The 17,291-nt window shown below is 42.9% G+C and carries 12 protein-coding genes; 4 read left to right on the top strand and 8 right to left on the bottom strand.

Annotation, left to right across the window (positions count from 1 at the left end):
- Positions 1–17 precede the first annotated feature (17 nt).
- From BMX56_RS10590 to mnmE, 4 genes are all read right to left on the bottom strand, one after another.
- Positions 18–2,276 carry a tetratricopeptide repeat-containing sensor histidine kinase gene (locus tag BMX56_RS10590; protein WP_090645851.1) on the bottom strand — a complete coding sequence of 753 codons (2,259 nt, stop codon included), beginning with the start codon at positions 2,274–2,276 and terminating at the stop codon, positions 18–20.
- A gap of 341 nt (positions 2,277–2,617) precedes the next feature.
- Complete coding sequence (locus tag BMX56_RS10585; RefSeq protein ID WP_177183770.1) at positions 2,618–3,799, bottom strand: sensor histidine kinase; 1,182 nt, start codon at positions 3,797–3,799, stop codon at positions 2,618–2,620.
- A gap of 44 nt (positions 3,800–3,843) precedes the next feature.
- Positions 3,844–4,932: a tetratricopeptide repeat protein gene (locus tag BMX56_RS10580; protein WP_090645842.1), complete on the bottom strand. Its 1,089-nt coding sequence runs from the start codon at positions 4,930–4,932 to the stop codon at positions 3,844–3,846.
- Between the two features lie 332 nt (positions 4,933–5,264).
- Complete coding sequence (gene mnmE, locus BMX56_RS10575) at positions 5,265–6,656, bottom strand: tRNA uridine-5-carboxymethylaminomethyl(34) synthesis GTPase MnmE (protein WP_090645837.1); 1,392 nt, start codon at positions 6,654–6,656, stop codon at positions 5,265–5,267.
- Between the two features lie 157 nt (positions 6,657–6,813).
- On the opposite strand from mnmE, the gene BMX56_RS10570 reads away from it, so the two are divergent.
- Complete coding sequence (locus BMX56_RS10570; protein WP_090645833.1) at positions 6,814–7,872, top strand: nucleoid-associated protein; 1,059 nt, start codon at positions 6,814–6,816, stop codon at positions 7,870–7,872.
- A gap of 114 nt (positions 7,873–7,986) precedes the next feature.
- On the opposite strand, the gene BMX56_RS10565 is transcribed toward BMX56_RS10570, so the two are convergent.
- The gene (locus tag BMX56_RS10565; protein WP_090645829.1) at positions 7,987–9,954 is read right to left on the bottom strand and encodes a KUP/HAK/KT family potassium transporter; all 1,968 of its coding nucleotides are present in this window, start codon (positions 9,952–9,954) and stop codon (positions 7,987–7,989) included.
- Positions 9,955–10,310: 356 nt separating this feature from the next.
- Here BMX56_RS10565 and BMX56_RS10560 point away from each other — a divergent pair, with 356 nt between their 5' ends.
- A complete protein-coding gene (locus BMX56_RS10560) occupies positions 10,311–10,736 on the top strand; it encodes a hypothetical protein (protein WP_090645825.1) in 426 nt (141 codons plus the stop codon).
- Positions 10,737–10,745: 9 nt separating this feature from the next.
- Here BMX56_RS10560 and BMX56_RS10555 read toward each other — a convergent pair whose 3' ends face one another.
- The 3 genes from BMX56_RS10555 to proS form a co-directional block, all read right to left on the bottom strand.
- Complete coding sequence (locus BMX56_RS10555; RefSeq protein WP_090645821.1) at positions 10,746–11,624, bottom strand: TIGR02757 family protein; 879 nt, start codon at positions 11,622–11,624, stop codon at positions 10,746–10,748.
- Positions 11,625–11,644: 20 nt separating this feature from the next.
- Entirely contained in the window at positions 11,645–12,796 is a 1,152-nt protein-coding gene (locus tag BMX56_RS10550) for a cystathionine gamma-synthase (protein ID WP_090645817.1), read from the bottom strand.
- Between the two features lie 103 nt (positions 12,797–12,899).
- A complete protein-coding gene (gene proS / locus BMX56_RS10545; protein WP_090645813.1) occupies positions 12,900–14,372 on the bottom strand; it encodes a proline--tRNA ligase in 1,473 nt (490 codons plus the stop codon).
- A 100-nt stretch (positions 14,373–14,472) separates the two neighbouring features.
- On the opposite strand from proS, the gene BMX56_RS10540 reads away from it, so the two are divergent.
- Positions 14,473–15,393: a hypothetical protein gene (locus tag BMX56_RS10540; RefSeq protein WP_090646224.1), complete on the top strand. Its 921-nt coding sequence runs from the start codon at positions 14,473–14,475 to the stop codon at positions 15,391–15,393.
- A gap of 18 nt (positions 15,394–15,411) precedes the next feature.
- Positions 15,412–16,890: an OmpP1/FadL family transporter gene (locus BMX56_RS10535; RefSeq protein ID WP_090645810.1), complete on the top strand. Its 1,479-nt coding sequence runs from the start codon at positions 15,412–15,414 to the stop codon at positions 16,888–16,890.
- Positions 16,891–17,291 lie beyond the last annotated feature (401 nt).

The raw sequence follows: 17,291 nt of genomic DNA, 5'->3' as shown, positions 1-17,291 counted from the left end.
GACATTCTAAGTTAGTGTTATTTCTGTTTTGCTGTAACCCTGTTAAATATTTCTGTTTTAAAATCAATATTTATTATACATCCCTGTTCGCTGATGATATCAAAACTTCCGCCCAGTTGCTTGGCCAATCCCCGCATTAAATTTATACCTAACGATTCAACTTTATTTATATTAAAGGCAGCAGGCAGGCCAGGCCCGTTATCGGCTATAGTTAACTGGTTGTTCCCGTCAGCTTTACTAACCAGTGAAATATAAATAGTACCGGCCTCATCGGGCTTGTAAGCGTATTTAATGGAATTTGTGATGGCTTCGTTCAGTATTAAACCAAGCGGTACTGCCTGCGCCACGTCCAAGTAAAGTTCATCTATTTGTTTTTCAAACAAAATGCGGTTATAAAGGCCGCAACTGTCTTTTAAATAACCGATCATTTCATCAATATACTCCTGCATACAAATCAGGTCGAGATTTTCGGACTGGTAAAGTTTCTGGTGAATCAGCGCAATGGAGTGCATCCTATTTTCGCTATTCTGTATGGCGGCCAGCGCCTCGTCATTATCAATATAAGCCGATTGCCGCTGCAACAGCCCCATTACTATTTGCAGATTATTTTTTACCCTGTGATGGATCTCTTTTAGTAGCCATTGCTTTTCTGCCAATAACTTGTCTTTTTCATTTACAAGTGCGTTCAGCGCCACGTTGGTTCGCTGTTTTATCCTGTAACTATTAAAAATCAAGCACATCAAAAAAATAAGCAGCACGCTAATTGCCAGGGTAAGGTTGCGTGTATTGTTGGCCCGTACCGCCTTTTCATGTTGCAGCAGGCCTTCTTTTGTTAAGAATTTGATATTGCGTTCCTTTTGGTCAGTTTCATACTTAATCTGCAGCTCCTGAATTTCCTTGCTTTTATTACTATTAAAAATAGAATCGCTAAACTGCTTAAATAAATATTGATGCTGTAGTGCCAATAAATAGTTCCCTTTTGCCGAATCAATTTTATACTTTATAAAATAAAAGTCCCTCGACCGTGTAACAGCAGCACTTTTCGAAATTTCTTCATCAAGATAAAATGCAGCTCTTTCAAATTTTTTTTGTGTTATATAAAATTTGGCAATATCATACTTGGCCAAAGAAACAATCTCGTCTGCTGTGGTCTTGGGGTACAGCCTCATCATTTCAACGTAGGCAACCTCTGCATTTTTATAGTCTTTCAAAGCTTCGTAACAATAAGCCTTTATTTGTGTAATAATAGCTTTATCGTAATTGTCATCCGGCGGGTGTCTTTTTTCGATGCCAATTGTAAGGGCAAGCGCTTCCGAATACCTTTTCTGCTTTATTAACCCTTTAACAATAAACCCGGCTGTCCTGTATTTTTGCTGGAGTGGTAAATTTAGGTTTTCGCGCAGTGCCAGTGTTTTTTTATACCAGGCAACACTGTTATCGGTTTGCCCAAGCGCATCGTACACCTCGGCCAATTCGCCAAACATAGAAGCTTGCCTTACACGAATGTTGGTGGTATCATGGCTTTTATCTATCCGCCTTATACTTTCTAAAATATAAAGCAGGGCTTTATTCATATTGCCACGGTACCTGTTTATATGGGCCAGGATAAAGTAAATGGCCCCCATATTGCTAAATGAGCTATTCCCATATTTCTCAATGGCTTGTATGCAATCTTTTTCGGCCAAATATATAAGGCCGAATTTAAAATGTCCATGGGCCAGATTGTATCGGGCCATAATTTCACGCTGCCTGTCATTGGTAGCTATAAATAAAGTAATAGCGTTGTTATACGCGCCAATTATTTCCGTTACTAAATTTGCGGGCACAAGGGGCCAGTTTGCCAATTCGGTTGTTTTACCAAACCTTTCCCATGTTTTTGCTTCCTGTTGTTTGTTGCCGTTTTTTTTATAAAAATCTACTGCTTGCATAAAACATGCCTTTCCGCTATCGAGCATATTCTTCGAGAGGTAAACTGTACCTAAACTGCACAGGCTTTCTAAGCGGCCAGACCCAGCCTCCACATGTAGCTTTGTACTTAAGCTGTTCTCTCTTTTAAAAAAAACGAAAGCGCTGTCGAGATCGGGCTTGTTTAACCTGAAGTGCCGCTCAAGGTAATAGCTGCCAAGTTGGTGAAGCATGTTTAGTTGATTGGTATCCGGCCTTGCCGTACGTAATTGGGCAAGCAGGTTGCTTACCTTATCCTTAGGCGCCGTTTGGGAAAAGCATGGATAGGTTGCAGCAATAAATAATGACAGAAGAACCGTCGCTTTAAACATAATTTATTGTTAATAGCCAATTGCTTCTGCATCCGGCAACTTGTTGATGAAGTTTCCCGGATCTGCTATTAAACCTGGCTATAATTTAAAATTTAAAATCCATTACCTCGATAATTATTGCCGTTCCGGCGGCAAGTTATAACGGACGGCAATGCTTATTCATAAACCTTGCCACAACTGAGCGTGATAGCCGCCGGATTTTTATTAGCAAACACAATTATAAATTGAGATGTATTTTTATTTCGCGGCCTACGTAAAATATGTTACCGTGTAACGATGGCAGCGATATTTAGCTGTTAAACAACGATATATCGTTGTTTAACAGGTGTTGTTTTATAATTTTAGCGTGTACGAACTGCTATTATTATAACCAGTCCATGATCATTTGACACCGATAATTTCCCACCAAGTTGTTTGCTTAACCCCCGCATGAGATTAAACCCCATCGAATTCATTTTCTCAAGGTCAATGTCAACAGCAAGGCCCCGCCCATTGTCGGCTATTGCCAATAAATAATCGTTTTCCCCGGTTTGCTCAAGGGCTATCCTTATATAACCATCCCGATGACCATTAAAAGCATATTTGATTGAATTGGTAATAGCTTCGTTCAGAATAAGTCCCATAGGTACTGCTACATTTACTTCAAAGTTAATATCGGCAACTAATTTCTCAAACCTGATGCGGTTGCCCAAATCAAAGCATTCCTGCAGGTACCCAACCATATCATTTATGTAATCATTCATGTTGACCAGCATTAAACTATCTGACTGATATAACTTTTGGTGTATAAGGGCTATTGAATGCATGCGATGTTCGCTATTGCGAATAGCTGCCAGCGCCTCTTTATTATTAATAAATGATGATTGTCGCTGAAGCAGGCTCATTACTATTTGCAGGTTGTTTTTCACCCGGTGATGAACCTCTTTTATCAGCCATTCTTTTTCTTCTAATAAACTATCTTTTTCGCTCACTAATTGGCTCAGTTCTTTATTCTTACGATCTATCTCAATAGTCTTTTTTTGGTTTATGCGGTAACTATTGTAAAGTAAACCAACAACTATTAAAAGCATACCTATGCCTATCAATGTAATATTGCGTGCGTTGGTGGCGTGGTTCGCCTTTTCATACTGTAATTGCCGGTCTTTGGTAACAAATGCAAGGTCGCGCTCTTTCTGCTCGGTGGCATATTTTATTTGCAATTCTTCTATTTGCCCGCTTTTTGTGGCATTAAAAATCGAATCGTTCAACCGTTTATACTGCTGAAAATATTTAATAGCAGACCAGGTTTTCCCAGCAGCAGAATCAATTTTAAAACGCATCAAATTGATATCCCTTTCTCGGGATAAATTAAAATTCCCCTCGTGCAAATCTTTCAGGTAATAAGCCGCCTTGCTGTATTTTTTTTGTTGTACATAAAAATTGGCAATATCGTACATGCCATAGGCCGGAAGGTAAGGAACATCGGAGTTTCTGTAATAAGCCATCATTAGGAGGAAGTATTTCTCGGCTAACTTATATTGCATAAGCCCATCATAACAATAGGCTTTTACCTGGGCGGCCATACCCTTTACATTACCATCTTTAGGCGGATGCTTTTTTCCAGATCTATAATGTAGCTGAGCCCTTCGGAACTGCGCCCCTGTTTGTTGAGGTTAAGCACCAAAAAACCAACCGTACGATATAAACCCGCCGGTGATGTGTTAGGTATATTTTCACGTAACGCTAATGTTTTTTTATACCATTGTATGCTTTGATCTGTTTGGCCCAGTTCGTCATAAATCAGTGCCAGTTCGCCATATAGCACATCTTTATTAACTGTATCGCGTAACCGTTCCATGCGGTTCATCGCTTTCAGCAAATAAAAAAGCGACATATTATTATTACCTTCATTCCTGTAAACCACCGATAAATTTGCATACAGTATATTAACTTCAGCAAAACGGGAGTTTTCAAATTTTTTAATGATATCTATAAATCTTTTCCTATAACGCTGACGATAGCCTCCGTCATGATAAGACATAGTTATATAAATCTCCATCTTAATAAGAGCCGCAGTATCTCTCACGGATTGCAGTATCTTTATACCGCGATTAAAATACAATTCTGCAGTTTCGGCTGCTGATTCAGAATTTCTTTTACCTGTATCTGTCATTTTATTTAACACATTTGCACCGAATTTTACCCAGGTTTGGGCCTGCTTAGTAGTTTCCAGCTTTGCTTCATGTGCCTGTGCGACCAGGGCGTAATATTTTTCTGCAACAGGCATATTATTGCGTGCCAGGTACACATTACCCAATTGCAAATTATATCTGCTTGCATCTGTGCTTCGGTATGCTACTTTAGCCATCACGAGTGCTTTGTTTAAATAGAACTGCGCACTATCTAAATGATTTTTTTGATTATAATGCGATAAATAGTAAAGGCCCAATCGGTATAAAGCATTAATATGCGATGTGTCAACCTGGTGATGAGCTGGCTGCGTGTACAGTTGCTCCTTTATCTCCTGGGCGGGGCAAAACTCTGGTAAAATCAGCAATAAAATTGCTATCAGGAGTTTAACATATTTGCTATCGACAGCCACAGTTAGCCAGCAGTTTTTGGGGCTATTCGCCTCTCTGCCTTCTTGTTTGGCAAGGCCTGGTAACTGATGACCCATCGAATTTATTTTCTGAAAGTTAAGTCGTTAATGAGTTGGTGGCGAACGTGCTTACCCAAATAGCATACCAATATAAACATTTTTGTTTCCGGGCGTCATAAGAAATATATCACGTGATTCAAAAAATCGATTTATAGCATACCGCTAACCAATAACAGCATATTCATATATTTTATTGATTATCAACCAATAATTTTTAAAAAAAATAAAATCGTTCTTCGTGATGATTTAAAAAAGTCAATCATCATCACAAAATAATAAGCGGGCAAAAAACCAGGAAATTTACTGTAATTAAGAAACCTAAGATAGATTGAATTTATTTTTTTTACGGCCTACTTGCCGATACAGAACTTACTAAATATATTTTCCAGCAGATCATCCGTAGTAACTACACCGGTAATCTCGCCAAGGTAATGAAGCGCTTGTTTAATATCCATCGACAGAAAATCGGATGTTATACTCCCGTCTATCCCACCAAGCACCCGTACAAGGGCCTCCTCTGTTTTTTGTAGTGCCTCCAGGTGGCGAATGTTGGTTACCATGGTTTCATCGCCGCTTAGCTGGTCTTTAATGGATGAGGAATAGATGCGTTGTTTCAACTCATCGATATGTTGTTTTTCTTTAGCTGATATGATGGTCAGCTTATCGCCATGCGGTAGGGCTGTTAGCTGGGCATCGGTAAGCAAATCGGCTTTATTGGCTACCAGCAGCATGGAAATTCCTGGCTTTTGCAGGCTTTCAATGTCGTTGTTCAATTCTTCGGTAGTAATTTCAGCGGCATCAAACACGTAAACCAGCAATGCCGACTGGCTTATTTTTTCCATTGTACGCTGTACCCCTATCTGCTCAATAGCATCAGTGGCCTCGCGGATACCGGCGGTATCTATCAACCGGAAATTGATGCCCTGGATATTAAGCACCTCTTCAATAGTATCACGGGTGGTACCAGGGATATGGCTTACAATGGCCCTTTCCTCGTTCAGGAGCGCATTCAGCAGCGTCGACTTACCAGCGTTGGGCCGGCCGGCTATAACTGTATTTACACCGTTCTTGATGGCATTACCCAGTTCGAATGACTGGATTAACCTGCCAACTATTTTGGTTATCTCATGAATGAGGTTTTTCAGCTGGTCGCGGTTGGCAAACTCTACATCCTCTTCTGCAAAATCAAGTTCCAATTCAATTAGTGATGCAAAATTTACCAGTTGCTCGCGCAGGGCTTGCAGCTGGGTACTAAAGCCTCCACGCAATTGTTGTAAAGCTACCTGCTGTGATGCTTTGGAATTGGAGGCTATCAAATCGGCAACAGCTTCGGCCTGCGATAGGTCAAGCTGCCCGTTCAGGAAAGCCCGGAGGGTAAACTCGCCCGGTTTGGCCGATCGTGCTCCCTTTTTGATAAATAGCTTTATGATAGATTCAATGATATAGCCCGAGGCATGGCAACTTATCTCTACAACATTCTCGCGCGTGTATGACCGTGGGGCAACAAACAGCGACGCCAGTACTTCATCCAACACCAGGTCGCCATCAACAATATGGCCGAAGTGGATGGTATGCGAGGCCTGTTTGGTTAAATCCTTACCCTTCCACACACTATTGGCAATAGCTATGGCATCCGGCCCCGAAAGGCGGATAACCGCAATAGCGCCAATCCCGTTTGGGGTAGCAAGGGCAACGATGGTATCTTCGTGGTGAGTGGTGAGTGGTGAGTGGTGAGTGTTCATAGTCGGTGGTCAATAGTCGATGGTCGATAGCCCATGGTAAAAGGACCAAAGCACAAAAGTCGCAATTTAAGATCAATCTTCCTATCATCCATTTGTAACCTAACTATGGACCATCGTCCATGGTCTATGGACTAAAAAAACTACCTTTGCCGCCACTATGGTAACTTTTTTTGAAGCTTCGCTCGATACTATTTCGGTACATCATGTTGGTAATCCTTTGCAGGATGAGTTATACGCCTTGTCGGATAGTCCGTTGGAATTGAAGGATGAGATTATTCCTAACCTGCTGATGCAGTACTTTTTAAAGCCCTTTGAAAAGGTTAACGAAGTTTATCACCTGACACACAGCAGCGGCGACCTGGCGCTTAACGAGTTGCATAACTTTGCTACCCAGGTGTTTGAGGATCAGGAAAAATTTCACGAAGCATCAGAAAAAATTGCCAAACACCTGTTTAAGGTTACCACACACCCCAACATTAAAGGTGGCGAGCTGTACGTGGTTTACTTTAACAGCGTACAAATTGAAGGTAACCCGTTGGATACCATTGGCATATTTAAATCGGAAAATAAAGAAACCTACCTGAAAGTTTACCCGGATAAAGGTGGTTTCCAGGTTGATTATGAGCAGGACGCCATCAACATTAACAAGCTGGATAAAGGGGTGCTTATCTTTAACATCGAGAAAGAAAACGGTTATAAAGTAGTGGTGGTTGATAAAACCAACGGAGGCCAGGATGCGGCCGTATACTGGAAAGACGATTTTTTACAGCTCAAGATCCGTAACGATAGTTTTAACCAAACCAACAATACCCTGGGCATTTACAAAAACTTTGTTACCCAAAAACTCGACGATCAGTTTGAAATGAGTAAGGCCGATAAGATAGACCTGCTTAACCGGTCGATGAGGTACTTTAAAGAAAAGGAAACTTTTGATATGGACGAATTTGGCAACGAGGTAATAGGTAACCCTGAAGCCATCGAATCATTCAAAACCTTCAAAAACCAATACGAACAGGAGTTTGACAGCCCCATTGGCAACACCTTCGAAATATCCGGCAATGCCGTAAAAAAACAAGCCCGCGACTACAAAAGCGTTTTAAAGCTGGACAAAAACTTCCACATCTATATCCATGGGGATAAACAACTCATCGAAAAAGGTTTTGACAATGATAAAGCGATGAACTTTTATAAGGTTTATTTTAAGGAAGAGGCGTAGGGTTGGTTGATTAAGTGAGTGGTTGATTGGGTTAAGTGGTTGACAGATGATCAGCATTTTAAACTTAATCAACCACTCACCTAATCAACTCAATCAACCACTCCACCAAAAAACCTATACCGCCTCTACCCTCTTCAAATGCAAATTACTCACCGGCTTAACCACCAGCGGTATTTTTTCAATGCGGGTTTCGCTGGTATCCAAACCAAAGGCTTTGGCTTCTGACTGGGCCAGCTTTTTAATGGCGAAGTAGCTGTTCAGGATAAACCCTTCGCTCACGCTGAACAGGTTATTATAGCTCAGGAATTTTTCCATAATTACAAACCTGAAATCGGCCGGGATATGATATTCGTTAAGGGATGGGTACTTGCTGGCAATATCAATTTCCTTACGTTTCACCATATCCTCAACCACGTTGCGGAACAGCACATTTACCCGCGGCTGAATCCTGAAACCTAAACGATATTCGATACGAATAACCTTACCGGGCTCAATATGGTCAACACTATACTCCATGGTGTATGGCTCGTCTGTACGTTCAATGTGCACAAACCAATAGGTATCAGCACGTTTAGGGCGGCGGCTCATAATGGAGTAAATGATCTTTTCTTCTATCTGTTTGCTGTTATTAGCTTTAGTTAGATAGATTAAATGTGTAGCGTATTTATTTACGGTAGTATCGGCACTAAGTGCATTTAACAGGGGTAATTTTTCTTTAATATCTACAAAATGCAGGAAACGGTTATTAATCTTCCTCGCCCTGAACCAAACATACATGGTAAATATCAACCCAACTTCAAAGCCTACAAAGAATAACCTTTTAACTATTTTAACCGCATTGGCTACAAAAAACGAGAACTCAACGGTTAAAAACAGACACAAAATAATAGTGACCAACCACACCGGCCAGTGTTTAACATAGCGCATAAAATAGTACATTAAAACGGTAGTACTTAGCATTGCAATGGTGATACTAAAGCCGTAAGCAGCGGTCATGGCACTTGATGTTTTAAAATACAACGATACCAGGATACAACCTACACAAAGTATCCAGTTGATGCTGGGGATATAAATCTGTCCGCGAATGTTAGATGGATATTTGATAGTAATGCGCGGCCAGAAGTTCATGCTCACCGCCTCGCTGATTAGTGTAAACGACCCGCTGATTAAAGCCTGGCTGGCAATAATAGTAGCCATAGTAGCTAATGCAATACTCGGGATCAGGAACTGGTGAGGCACTATCTCGAAGAATGGATTTACGCCTGTAAAATTCTTGTTTGGTGCCTGCGCCAATACCCATGCACCCTGACCAAGGTAGTTAATAACCAGCGTGGTTTTAACAAATATCCAGCTTACCTGGATATTTTTGCGACCACAATGGCCCAAATCGGAGTATAAAGCTTCGGCACCAGTGGTACACAAAAAAACCGCGCCCAATAACCAAAACCCTTTGGGATGATCCATTAGTAAGCGCGCACCATAGTAAGGATTCAACGCTTTGAATATACCAGGAGAATGCATCACCTGGATGCTGCCTAAAATGCCAAGCATCAAAAACCACATTAGCATAATAGGACCAAAAGCCGAACCAACCACTTTGGTGCCAAACTGTTGGAAAAAGAAAAGCAGTATAATTATCGCAATTACTATAATCAAAATAAGGTTATTACCAGGAATGATAACATCCGAAAAATAAGGTACCAGGTTCAATCCTTCAATAGCTGAAGTTACAGATATTGGTGGCGTAATTATACCGTCAGCAAGCAAGGTGCCTGCGCCTATAATAGCCGGGATAGCCAGCCACTTGCCGTAGCGCCTTACCAGGGCATACAAAGAGAAAATGCCACCCTCGCCCTTATTGTCGGCCTGTAGGGTTATCACAATGTATTTAAAGGTGGTTTGCAAGGTAAGCGTCCAAAAGATGCAAGAAATGGAGCCTAAAACCAGGGCCGGATTTACTTTCCCGCCTTCAACCAGCAGGGTTTGAAATACATATAGCGGGGAGGTACCGATATCGCCAAAAATGATACCGAGCGTAACAATCATGCCCGCAAATGTGAGGTGCTTAACGTGTGAGTTCATTTAATAAATAAAAAAATTAGGGGATTGAAAAGGTGACAATACTGTTGCCAGGAATTTTTTTTGCAGCCACTTTGAATATTGACCGCCGCAACAAAGAAATACTATCGCCATAAACTGTTTTTAATAACGAACCCTCGTATTCAAAACATATGCCTACAGGGCGATTATAAAAACTAAAAATCTGTATTACAGATAATTAACTGTAAAATATACGAATTTATAAATATCGAAAAACCTATCATTTTGATAGGTTTTATCAGAATGATAGCAAGAAAATTAACTCGTTAAAATCAATAAAATCGCATTGCCACAACCGTTAGATTGTATTTAACTTTGTATTTTAAAAACTAAGCAGTATGAGTAACATCCATAAAAAGGTGATATTTAAACACCTCCTGAAAACAATCGTTACCATTGGTCTTTTAACAACCATAACAACGGCTTTTGCCCAAACAAATGACACGGATACTTCTACAACTATTACTGCAGACGTTAAAAGCAAAATTTTAGCCGAATCAAAAGATGGTGGCAGGTTTGATTTTTGGACACCTATAAAAGGCCATGAATATGATGGCCAAAGGATTCAAACGGGTGCAAGTACAAAAGATAACATTTATGCTACCAACCGGGAAATTGCAGTTATAAAATGGGCATATGCGCTTAGTAAATCAGGCATCAAAAAAAGCGACATCATCGGTTTTTATGAGGAATTAAAAGGCAGAAAGATAAGAAGAGACGAGATAACCTTGATAGATTTTGGGATCAAAAAGGCGGCGAATTAAAATGAGGGCTTAAAACTGCACGCCCCACCGTTCCTCAATGCCCAAACCAAACAGGGCAAAATCATACTTCACCGGGTCGAGCGGATCAAACTCCCTCAATCGTTCTGTTAGTTCAAGCGCGGTTTGCCAATCGGTTTGTTTTCTGGTGATGAGCAGCAGTTTGCGGGAAACCCTGTCTACATGCAGATCGAGCGGACAAATCAGGTCGGCAGGTTTGATACGGTTCCAGATGCCGAAATCCACACCGTTGTCGTCTTTACGAACCATCCAACGCAAAAACATATTGATCCTTTTACAGGTTGATTTTTGCGAAGGCGAGGATACATGCTTTTTTGTGCGATGCGGATAATCGGGCAGCGAAAAGAAATAGGAACGGAAGTGATTGAGATGATCTTCGGCCCCCCAGCCCCCTGAAGGGGGAGTTCCTTGATTAGGAAATTTAGCCGCTTGTTCCCCCTTCAGGGGGTTAGGGGGCTTCGGCATAAATGCATCCTCCAGCGAATCAAAATTTTCATAATGATACCTAAAAAAGCTGATGAAGTACAGTGTATCGATATCGTTAAAAGTGCGGTGCTTAAAGCTCAGCAGCTTTTTAAGATCGGGCTCTTCGTGGTTGATGATAAAATCATAGGGTGCCCCATCCATCAAGGTTATTAGTTCCCGACACTTTTTGATGATGGTAACCCGCTGCCCCCAGGCCAGGGTAGCTGCCCAAAAACCCATGATCTCGATATCCTGCTTTTTGCTGAACATATGCGGGATAACTATAGGGTCGTTCTCAATAAATTCGGGGCGGTTGTACTGGGCAACTTTAGCGTCGAGGAAGGATTGCAAAGCCTCCAAGCCCCTCCCGTCCCCTAAAGGGGATGCTTTTAATTGATCTAACATACCGAACTATCGTTCCCCCTTTAGGGGGTTAGGGGGCTAAGCGCCTGCTTTATGTCTTCCAGTAAATCTTCAATATCCTCAACCCCTACGCTTAAACGCAGCAGGTTATCAACCACGCCGGCTTTTTCGCGTTCGGCTTTGGGGATAGAACCGTGCGTCATGCTTACGGGGTGGTTAATCAGGGACTCTACACCGCCTAATGACTCGGCAAGGGCAAATACTTTAAATGATGAAGCAATACGGAAAGTTTCCTGCAGGTCGGCATCTTTCAGTACAATAGAGATCATGCCGCCAAAATCGCGCATCTGCTTTTTGGCAACTTCATGATTTGGATGGTCGGTAAAGCCCGGCCAGTAAATTTTCTCGACTTTGGGGTGTGTTTTCAGAAACTCGGCCACCAGGCGACCATTTTCACAATGTGCCTTCATGCGCAGGTGTAGGGTTTTAATACCCCTGAGCACCAGGAAACTGTCCATTGGGCCGGGTGTGGCACCACAGGCGTTGTAAATAAACCAAAGCCTTTTGTACAGGTCCTCGTCGTTCGTCATCAGGGCACCCATTACCACATCGCTGTGGCCGCCAATATATTTGGTTACAGAGTGCATTACCAGGTCGGCCCCAAGGTCGATAGGGTTTTGCAGGTATGGCGAGGCAAAGGTATTATCTACCACAAACAGCAAATTTTTCTCTTTGGTTATTTTGCCTATAGCCTCAATATCCACAATTTGCATAGTTGGGTTGGTAGGCGTTTCTATCCAAACCAGTTTGGTGTATGAGTTGGTGTACTCAGCAACAATTTCGGGATCAGACAGATCCAAAAAATGAAACTTAATGCCATAGTGAGCATAAATTTTTGTAAAAATCCGGTACGAGCCTCCATACAGGTCATTCCCGGTAATCACCTCGTCGCCGGGCTGTAATAATTTCATCACGGCGTCTGTGGCGCCCATTCCGCTTGAAAAAGCCAGGCCAAATTCGACATTTTCCAATGCGGCCAAACAGCCCTCAAGCGCTTTACGGGTTGGGTTGGTACCACGCGAGTATTCATATCCCTTATTATCCCCCGGCGATTTTTGCCAATAGGTAGATGTCTGGTATATCGGCGTCATGATAGCACCGGTGGTTGGATCGGGCTCCTGCCCTGCGTGTATTGCTTTAGTTGCGAATTTCATGGTGTGTGCTGTAAGCACAGTCCATAGTCGATAGTCTATGGACCATAGTAAAAATTAAATTATTTCATAGCTATGGACTATCGACCATCGACTATGGACTCTTCTAATATGCCCGGGCAAACAAAACTCGTTGCGTAGAGGGCTTACCGGTAAGGATACACTTCCCCTCTTCCTGTTTATTATCCAAAGGTATGCAACGGATTGTCGCTTTAGTTTCCTCTTTTATTTTTTGCTCGGTCTCCGGTGTTCCGTCCCAGTGGGCGCTTAAAAAGCCTGGTTGTTCATCCAGCATGCGTTTAAACTCGTCGTAGGTATCAACCTCGGTCATGTTTTCGGCGCGGAAATCAAAAGCTTTTTTATAGATATTGTTCTGAATTTCTTCTAACAAAGCTTCAATATGCTGGGCCAAACCTTCCTGGTTAACGGTATTCTTGGTTTTGGTGTCGCGGCGGGCCAGTTCAACGGTTCCGTTTGTCATATCGCGGCTGCCAATGGCTACGCGCAAGGGAACGCCCTTCAACTCGTACTCGGCAAATTTTGCTCCGGGGCGATGGGTATCGCGGTTATCAAACTTCACAGAAATACCTTTGGCCTTTAGTTCTTTCTTTAAAGAATCTACATAAGCCGATATATTGTCAAGCTCTTCCTGGTGCTTGTAAATAGGCACAACTACAACTTGTATAGGCGCCAGCTTTGGTGGCAATACCAGCCCGGCATCGTCACTATGGGCCATAATTAAAGCCCCTATCAAACGGGTTGACACCCCCCATGAGGTTGCCCAAACAAAATCCTGTTTGTTATCGCGGGTGGTAAATTTTACATCAAAAGCCTTGGCAAAATTCTGCCCTAAAAAGTGCGATGTACCTGCTTGTAAGGCCTTACCATCCTGCATCAAAGCCTCAATGCAATAAGTATCTAAAGCACCTGCAAAACGCTCGTTAGCTGTTTTACGGCCTTTTACTACCGGTAGCGCCATCCAGTTTTCGGCAAAATCGGCATATACGTTCAGCATTTGCTCGGTTTCGGCTATCGCTTCCTCGGCTGTAGCGTGGGCGGTGTGGCCTTCCTGCCATAAAAACTCGCTGGTGCGCAAAAACAAACGGGTACGCATTTCCCAGCGCATTACGTTGGCCCATTGGTTAACCAGGATAGGCAAATCGCGGTATGACTGGATCCAGCCTTTGTAAGTATTCCAGATAATGGTTTCTGACGTAGGGCGAATGATCAGCTCTTCTTCGAGCTTAGCGTCCTCATCAACTATAATATTGCCATTACCATCGTTTTTAAGGCGGTAGTGGGTAACAACAGCGCACTCCTTGGCAAAACCATCAACGTGGCTGGCCTCTTTGCTGAAAAAGGATTTGGGTATTAACAGCGGAAAATAGGCATTGCTATGCCCTGTATCTTTAAACATGCCGTCAAGCACGGCCTGTATTTTTTCCCATATAGAATAGCCGTACGGTTTAATGATCATGCAGCCCCTAACCGGCGAATATTCGGCCATGTCAGATTTAATTACTAAGTCGTTAAACCATTGCGAATAATCTTCGTCTTTACTGATAACACCTTTGCTCATATTGATTGGAATAGAATTTTTGACTTTGCAATTATTGTATATTGCGCCCAAATTTATAAATTTAAAACTTATTCGAACCCGAACTTTTACAAACCTGCATATGAAACGGAATATTGCAATAGGAATTTTTCTCATCAGCGCCCTGGCACTGAGTTCCTGCTCCACTCAAAAACTCGCCACCACTGCCAGTAACGACGATGTATACTTTTCGAATGCGAAGGCAGGAGATGAGCCTATTTATGCCGTGCAGCCTGTTTACAACCAAACTGATGCTGATAACCAACAAGTGCAGCAGGAAGATGACGACGATTATTTTTACTACGATGATTATGCATCGCGGATAAACCGTTTCAGTTATTACTCTCCGTTTAGTTATTATGATAATTTATATTACGGCTACAGCAACCCCTATTACAACGGCGGTTTTAGCTTGGGCTTTAATTATGGCCCTTATGGTTATGGTTACTCTCCCTACGCCTACGGCGGGTGGGGTCTCGGTTATGGATACGGTGGCGGCTGGGGCCTCGGTTTAGGTTATGGCTACCCGTACGGTTATGGTTACGGCGGTTTCGGCGGCGGTTATGGATACGGTGGCCTTTATGGCGGCGGTTATGGATACGGCAGCGGTTATGGCCGTGGGGGTTATGCTTCATCAGGTACGCCGCGCCCTGTGCGCGGTACCGGCAGTCCGTTTAGCGGCCGTGGTTACACGCCAAGTTCATTTACCCGTACTGCCCGTCCGGTAGGTGCAGGCTCGCCTACGCGTACCGGTATTGGTTATATACCTGGCGGCCGTGCAAACAGAACAACCGATGGTACTATTACCCGCGGCAATTCAAACAACAGCAATACCAGTTACTCGCGCGATTCACGCCCTGTAAGGCAACAAGATACCAGGCCACAAACCCAAAGTGTTGAGCGCTCTTCACCATCTCCTGCCCCATCGCCATCATCTTCAAGTTCAGGTGGCGGCGGTAACAGTGGCGGCGGCGGTGGCGGCGGCAGACCAGTTAGACCATAATTTTATCAGCTTAAATCTATGAAGATTAAATATTTACTTAGTGTGATTGCTATAGTAGCAATTACTAAAGATAGTTTTGCGCAATATTCGCAGGATGCTATTCGCTTCAGCACCTTTCAAACAGGTTCAACATCACGCATCAAAGGAATAGGGAACGCGGGGACAGCTATTGGCGGCGATTTGAGCTCTATCAGCGGTAACCCTGCAGGTTTGGGCTTTTTTACCCACTCTGAGGCAAGCATTACGCCTGAGTTTGATGGGTCGAAAGTAAATTCAACCTACCTTGCCCAGTTTAATACCGATAGCAAAAGCAACCTGAATTTCAGCAACGCCTCGGTTGTAATTTACCAGCGGCTGAGCACGCCAAAAGGCCGTGATAAAACCAAAGGATGGCTAAGTATCAACTACGGCGCAGCATACAGCCGTACCAATAATTTTTATGAAAACATTACCTACGGCGGTAAAAACACAAGCAACTCCATAGGCGACTATTACGCGGGAATTGCCAATTCAAACGGCCAGCTAAGCGATAGTGGGTTGGATGACTGGGCCTACCAACAAAACCTGATAGATAGCTATGCCACCACCGGCGGCGGCAGCGAATATCGCAGAAATGCATTTGGAACTGTAAATCAATTAAATAACACCATCCGTACCGGCGGGCAATCGGAAGTTAACCTGGCATTTGGCGCCAACTACAGCAACAAGCTATATTTGGGATTGGGAGTATCTTTTTCCGACATCCGTTACAATTCCTATAACGTGTTCAACGAAACAGGTACAGCAAATATTCTGGTTAACAATATAGGCACAAATGTTGGCTTTAATTCCAATTTTGTTCAAGACCAGGTTACCAAGGGCTCTGGCGCTAATGTTAAGCTGGGGGTAATTTATAAACCTGTTAACGCCTTACGTTTGGGCTTTACCTTTACATCACCTACCTATTATACCATTGACGACTCGTACTCCGAAGGCCTAAACACCAACTTTGCCAATAACAGCAGCTTTAAAAACGGCCCGGTAGAGTATCCTCTATCCTATAACATGCGCTCTCCCTTAAAATTAACCGGCGGTGCTGCCATTTTTATAGGCAAATACGGCTTCATATCGGGCGATGTGGATTATATTGATTACACTACTACCCACATCAGCAGCAACGACAGCTATAGCGCCGATTTTGATAACAGCAATATAAAAGCCTTGTACCGCTCAACTGTAAACGCGCATATAGGCGCCGAGGCACGCCTGAACAGCATGTTTTACCTGCGCGGCGGTTATGGCATACAAGGTAGCCCGCTAAAAACCAACGGCAGCGATATTAAAACCGTAACTGGTGGTATTGGTGTACGCTTTGGTAGCTATTATGTTGATGCCACTTATGCGCATTTAAGCGGCAACCAAACAGTTTACCCCTATGAAATAGGTACAGGCAGCCCCGGAGCCAATTTGAAAAAGACCAACAATAACGCATTCCTGACATTGGGTTACGCGTTTTAAGAAATGTAATATATAGCAAACGCCGCCTGCATTTTTATAATGAGGCGACGTTTTCTTTTAATAAGCTGTCTGAAATAAGCTGTCTGAAAAATAAAAAAACGTCATTGCTTCATACCCACCAATAACGTATCGGAATTTACATAAACATTCGTTTGAACGCAGGCTACAACTCACCCGGTCGAGGCTACGCCCGACCACCCTCTCTCCGGCTGAAGCCGCAAAGAGGGTTTGGGAAACCATTCCGATGTAAATGCCTGACTATAAAACTTCTTTAAATAATAAACCCTCTTTGCAGCTTCAGCCGGAGAGAGGGTCGGCCAGCGCAGCGTAGCCGGGGTGAGTCGTCGCCGCCATGCCATATACGTCATTGTCTCTTCATTAGCTGTATCAAAAACATTAGC

Source organism: Mucilaginibacter sp. OK283 (assembly GCF_900110415.1).
In the GTDB taxonomy this organism is placed as follows: domain Bacteria; phylum Bacteroidota; class Bacteroidia; order Sphingobacteriales; family Sphingobacteriaceae; genus Mucilaginibacter.
Note: the sequence above shows the minus strand (reverse complement) of the source record. Positions and strands in the feature narration are given on the sequence as shown.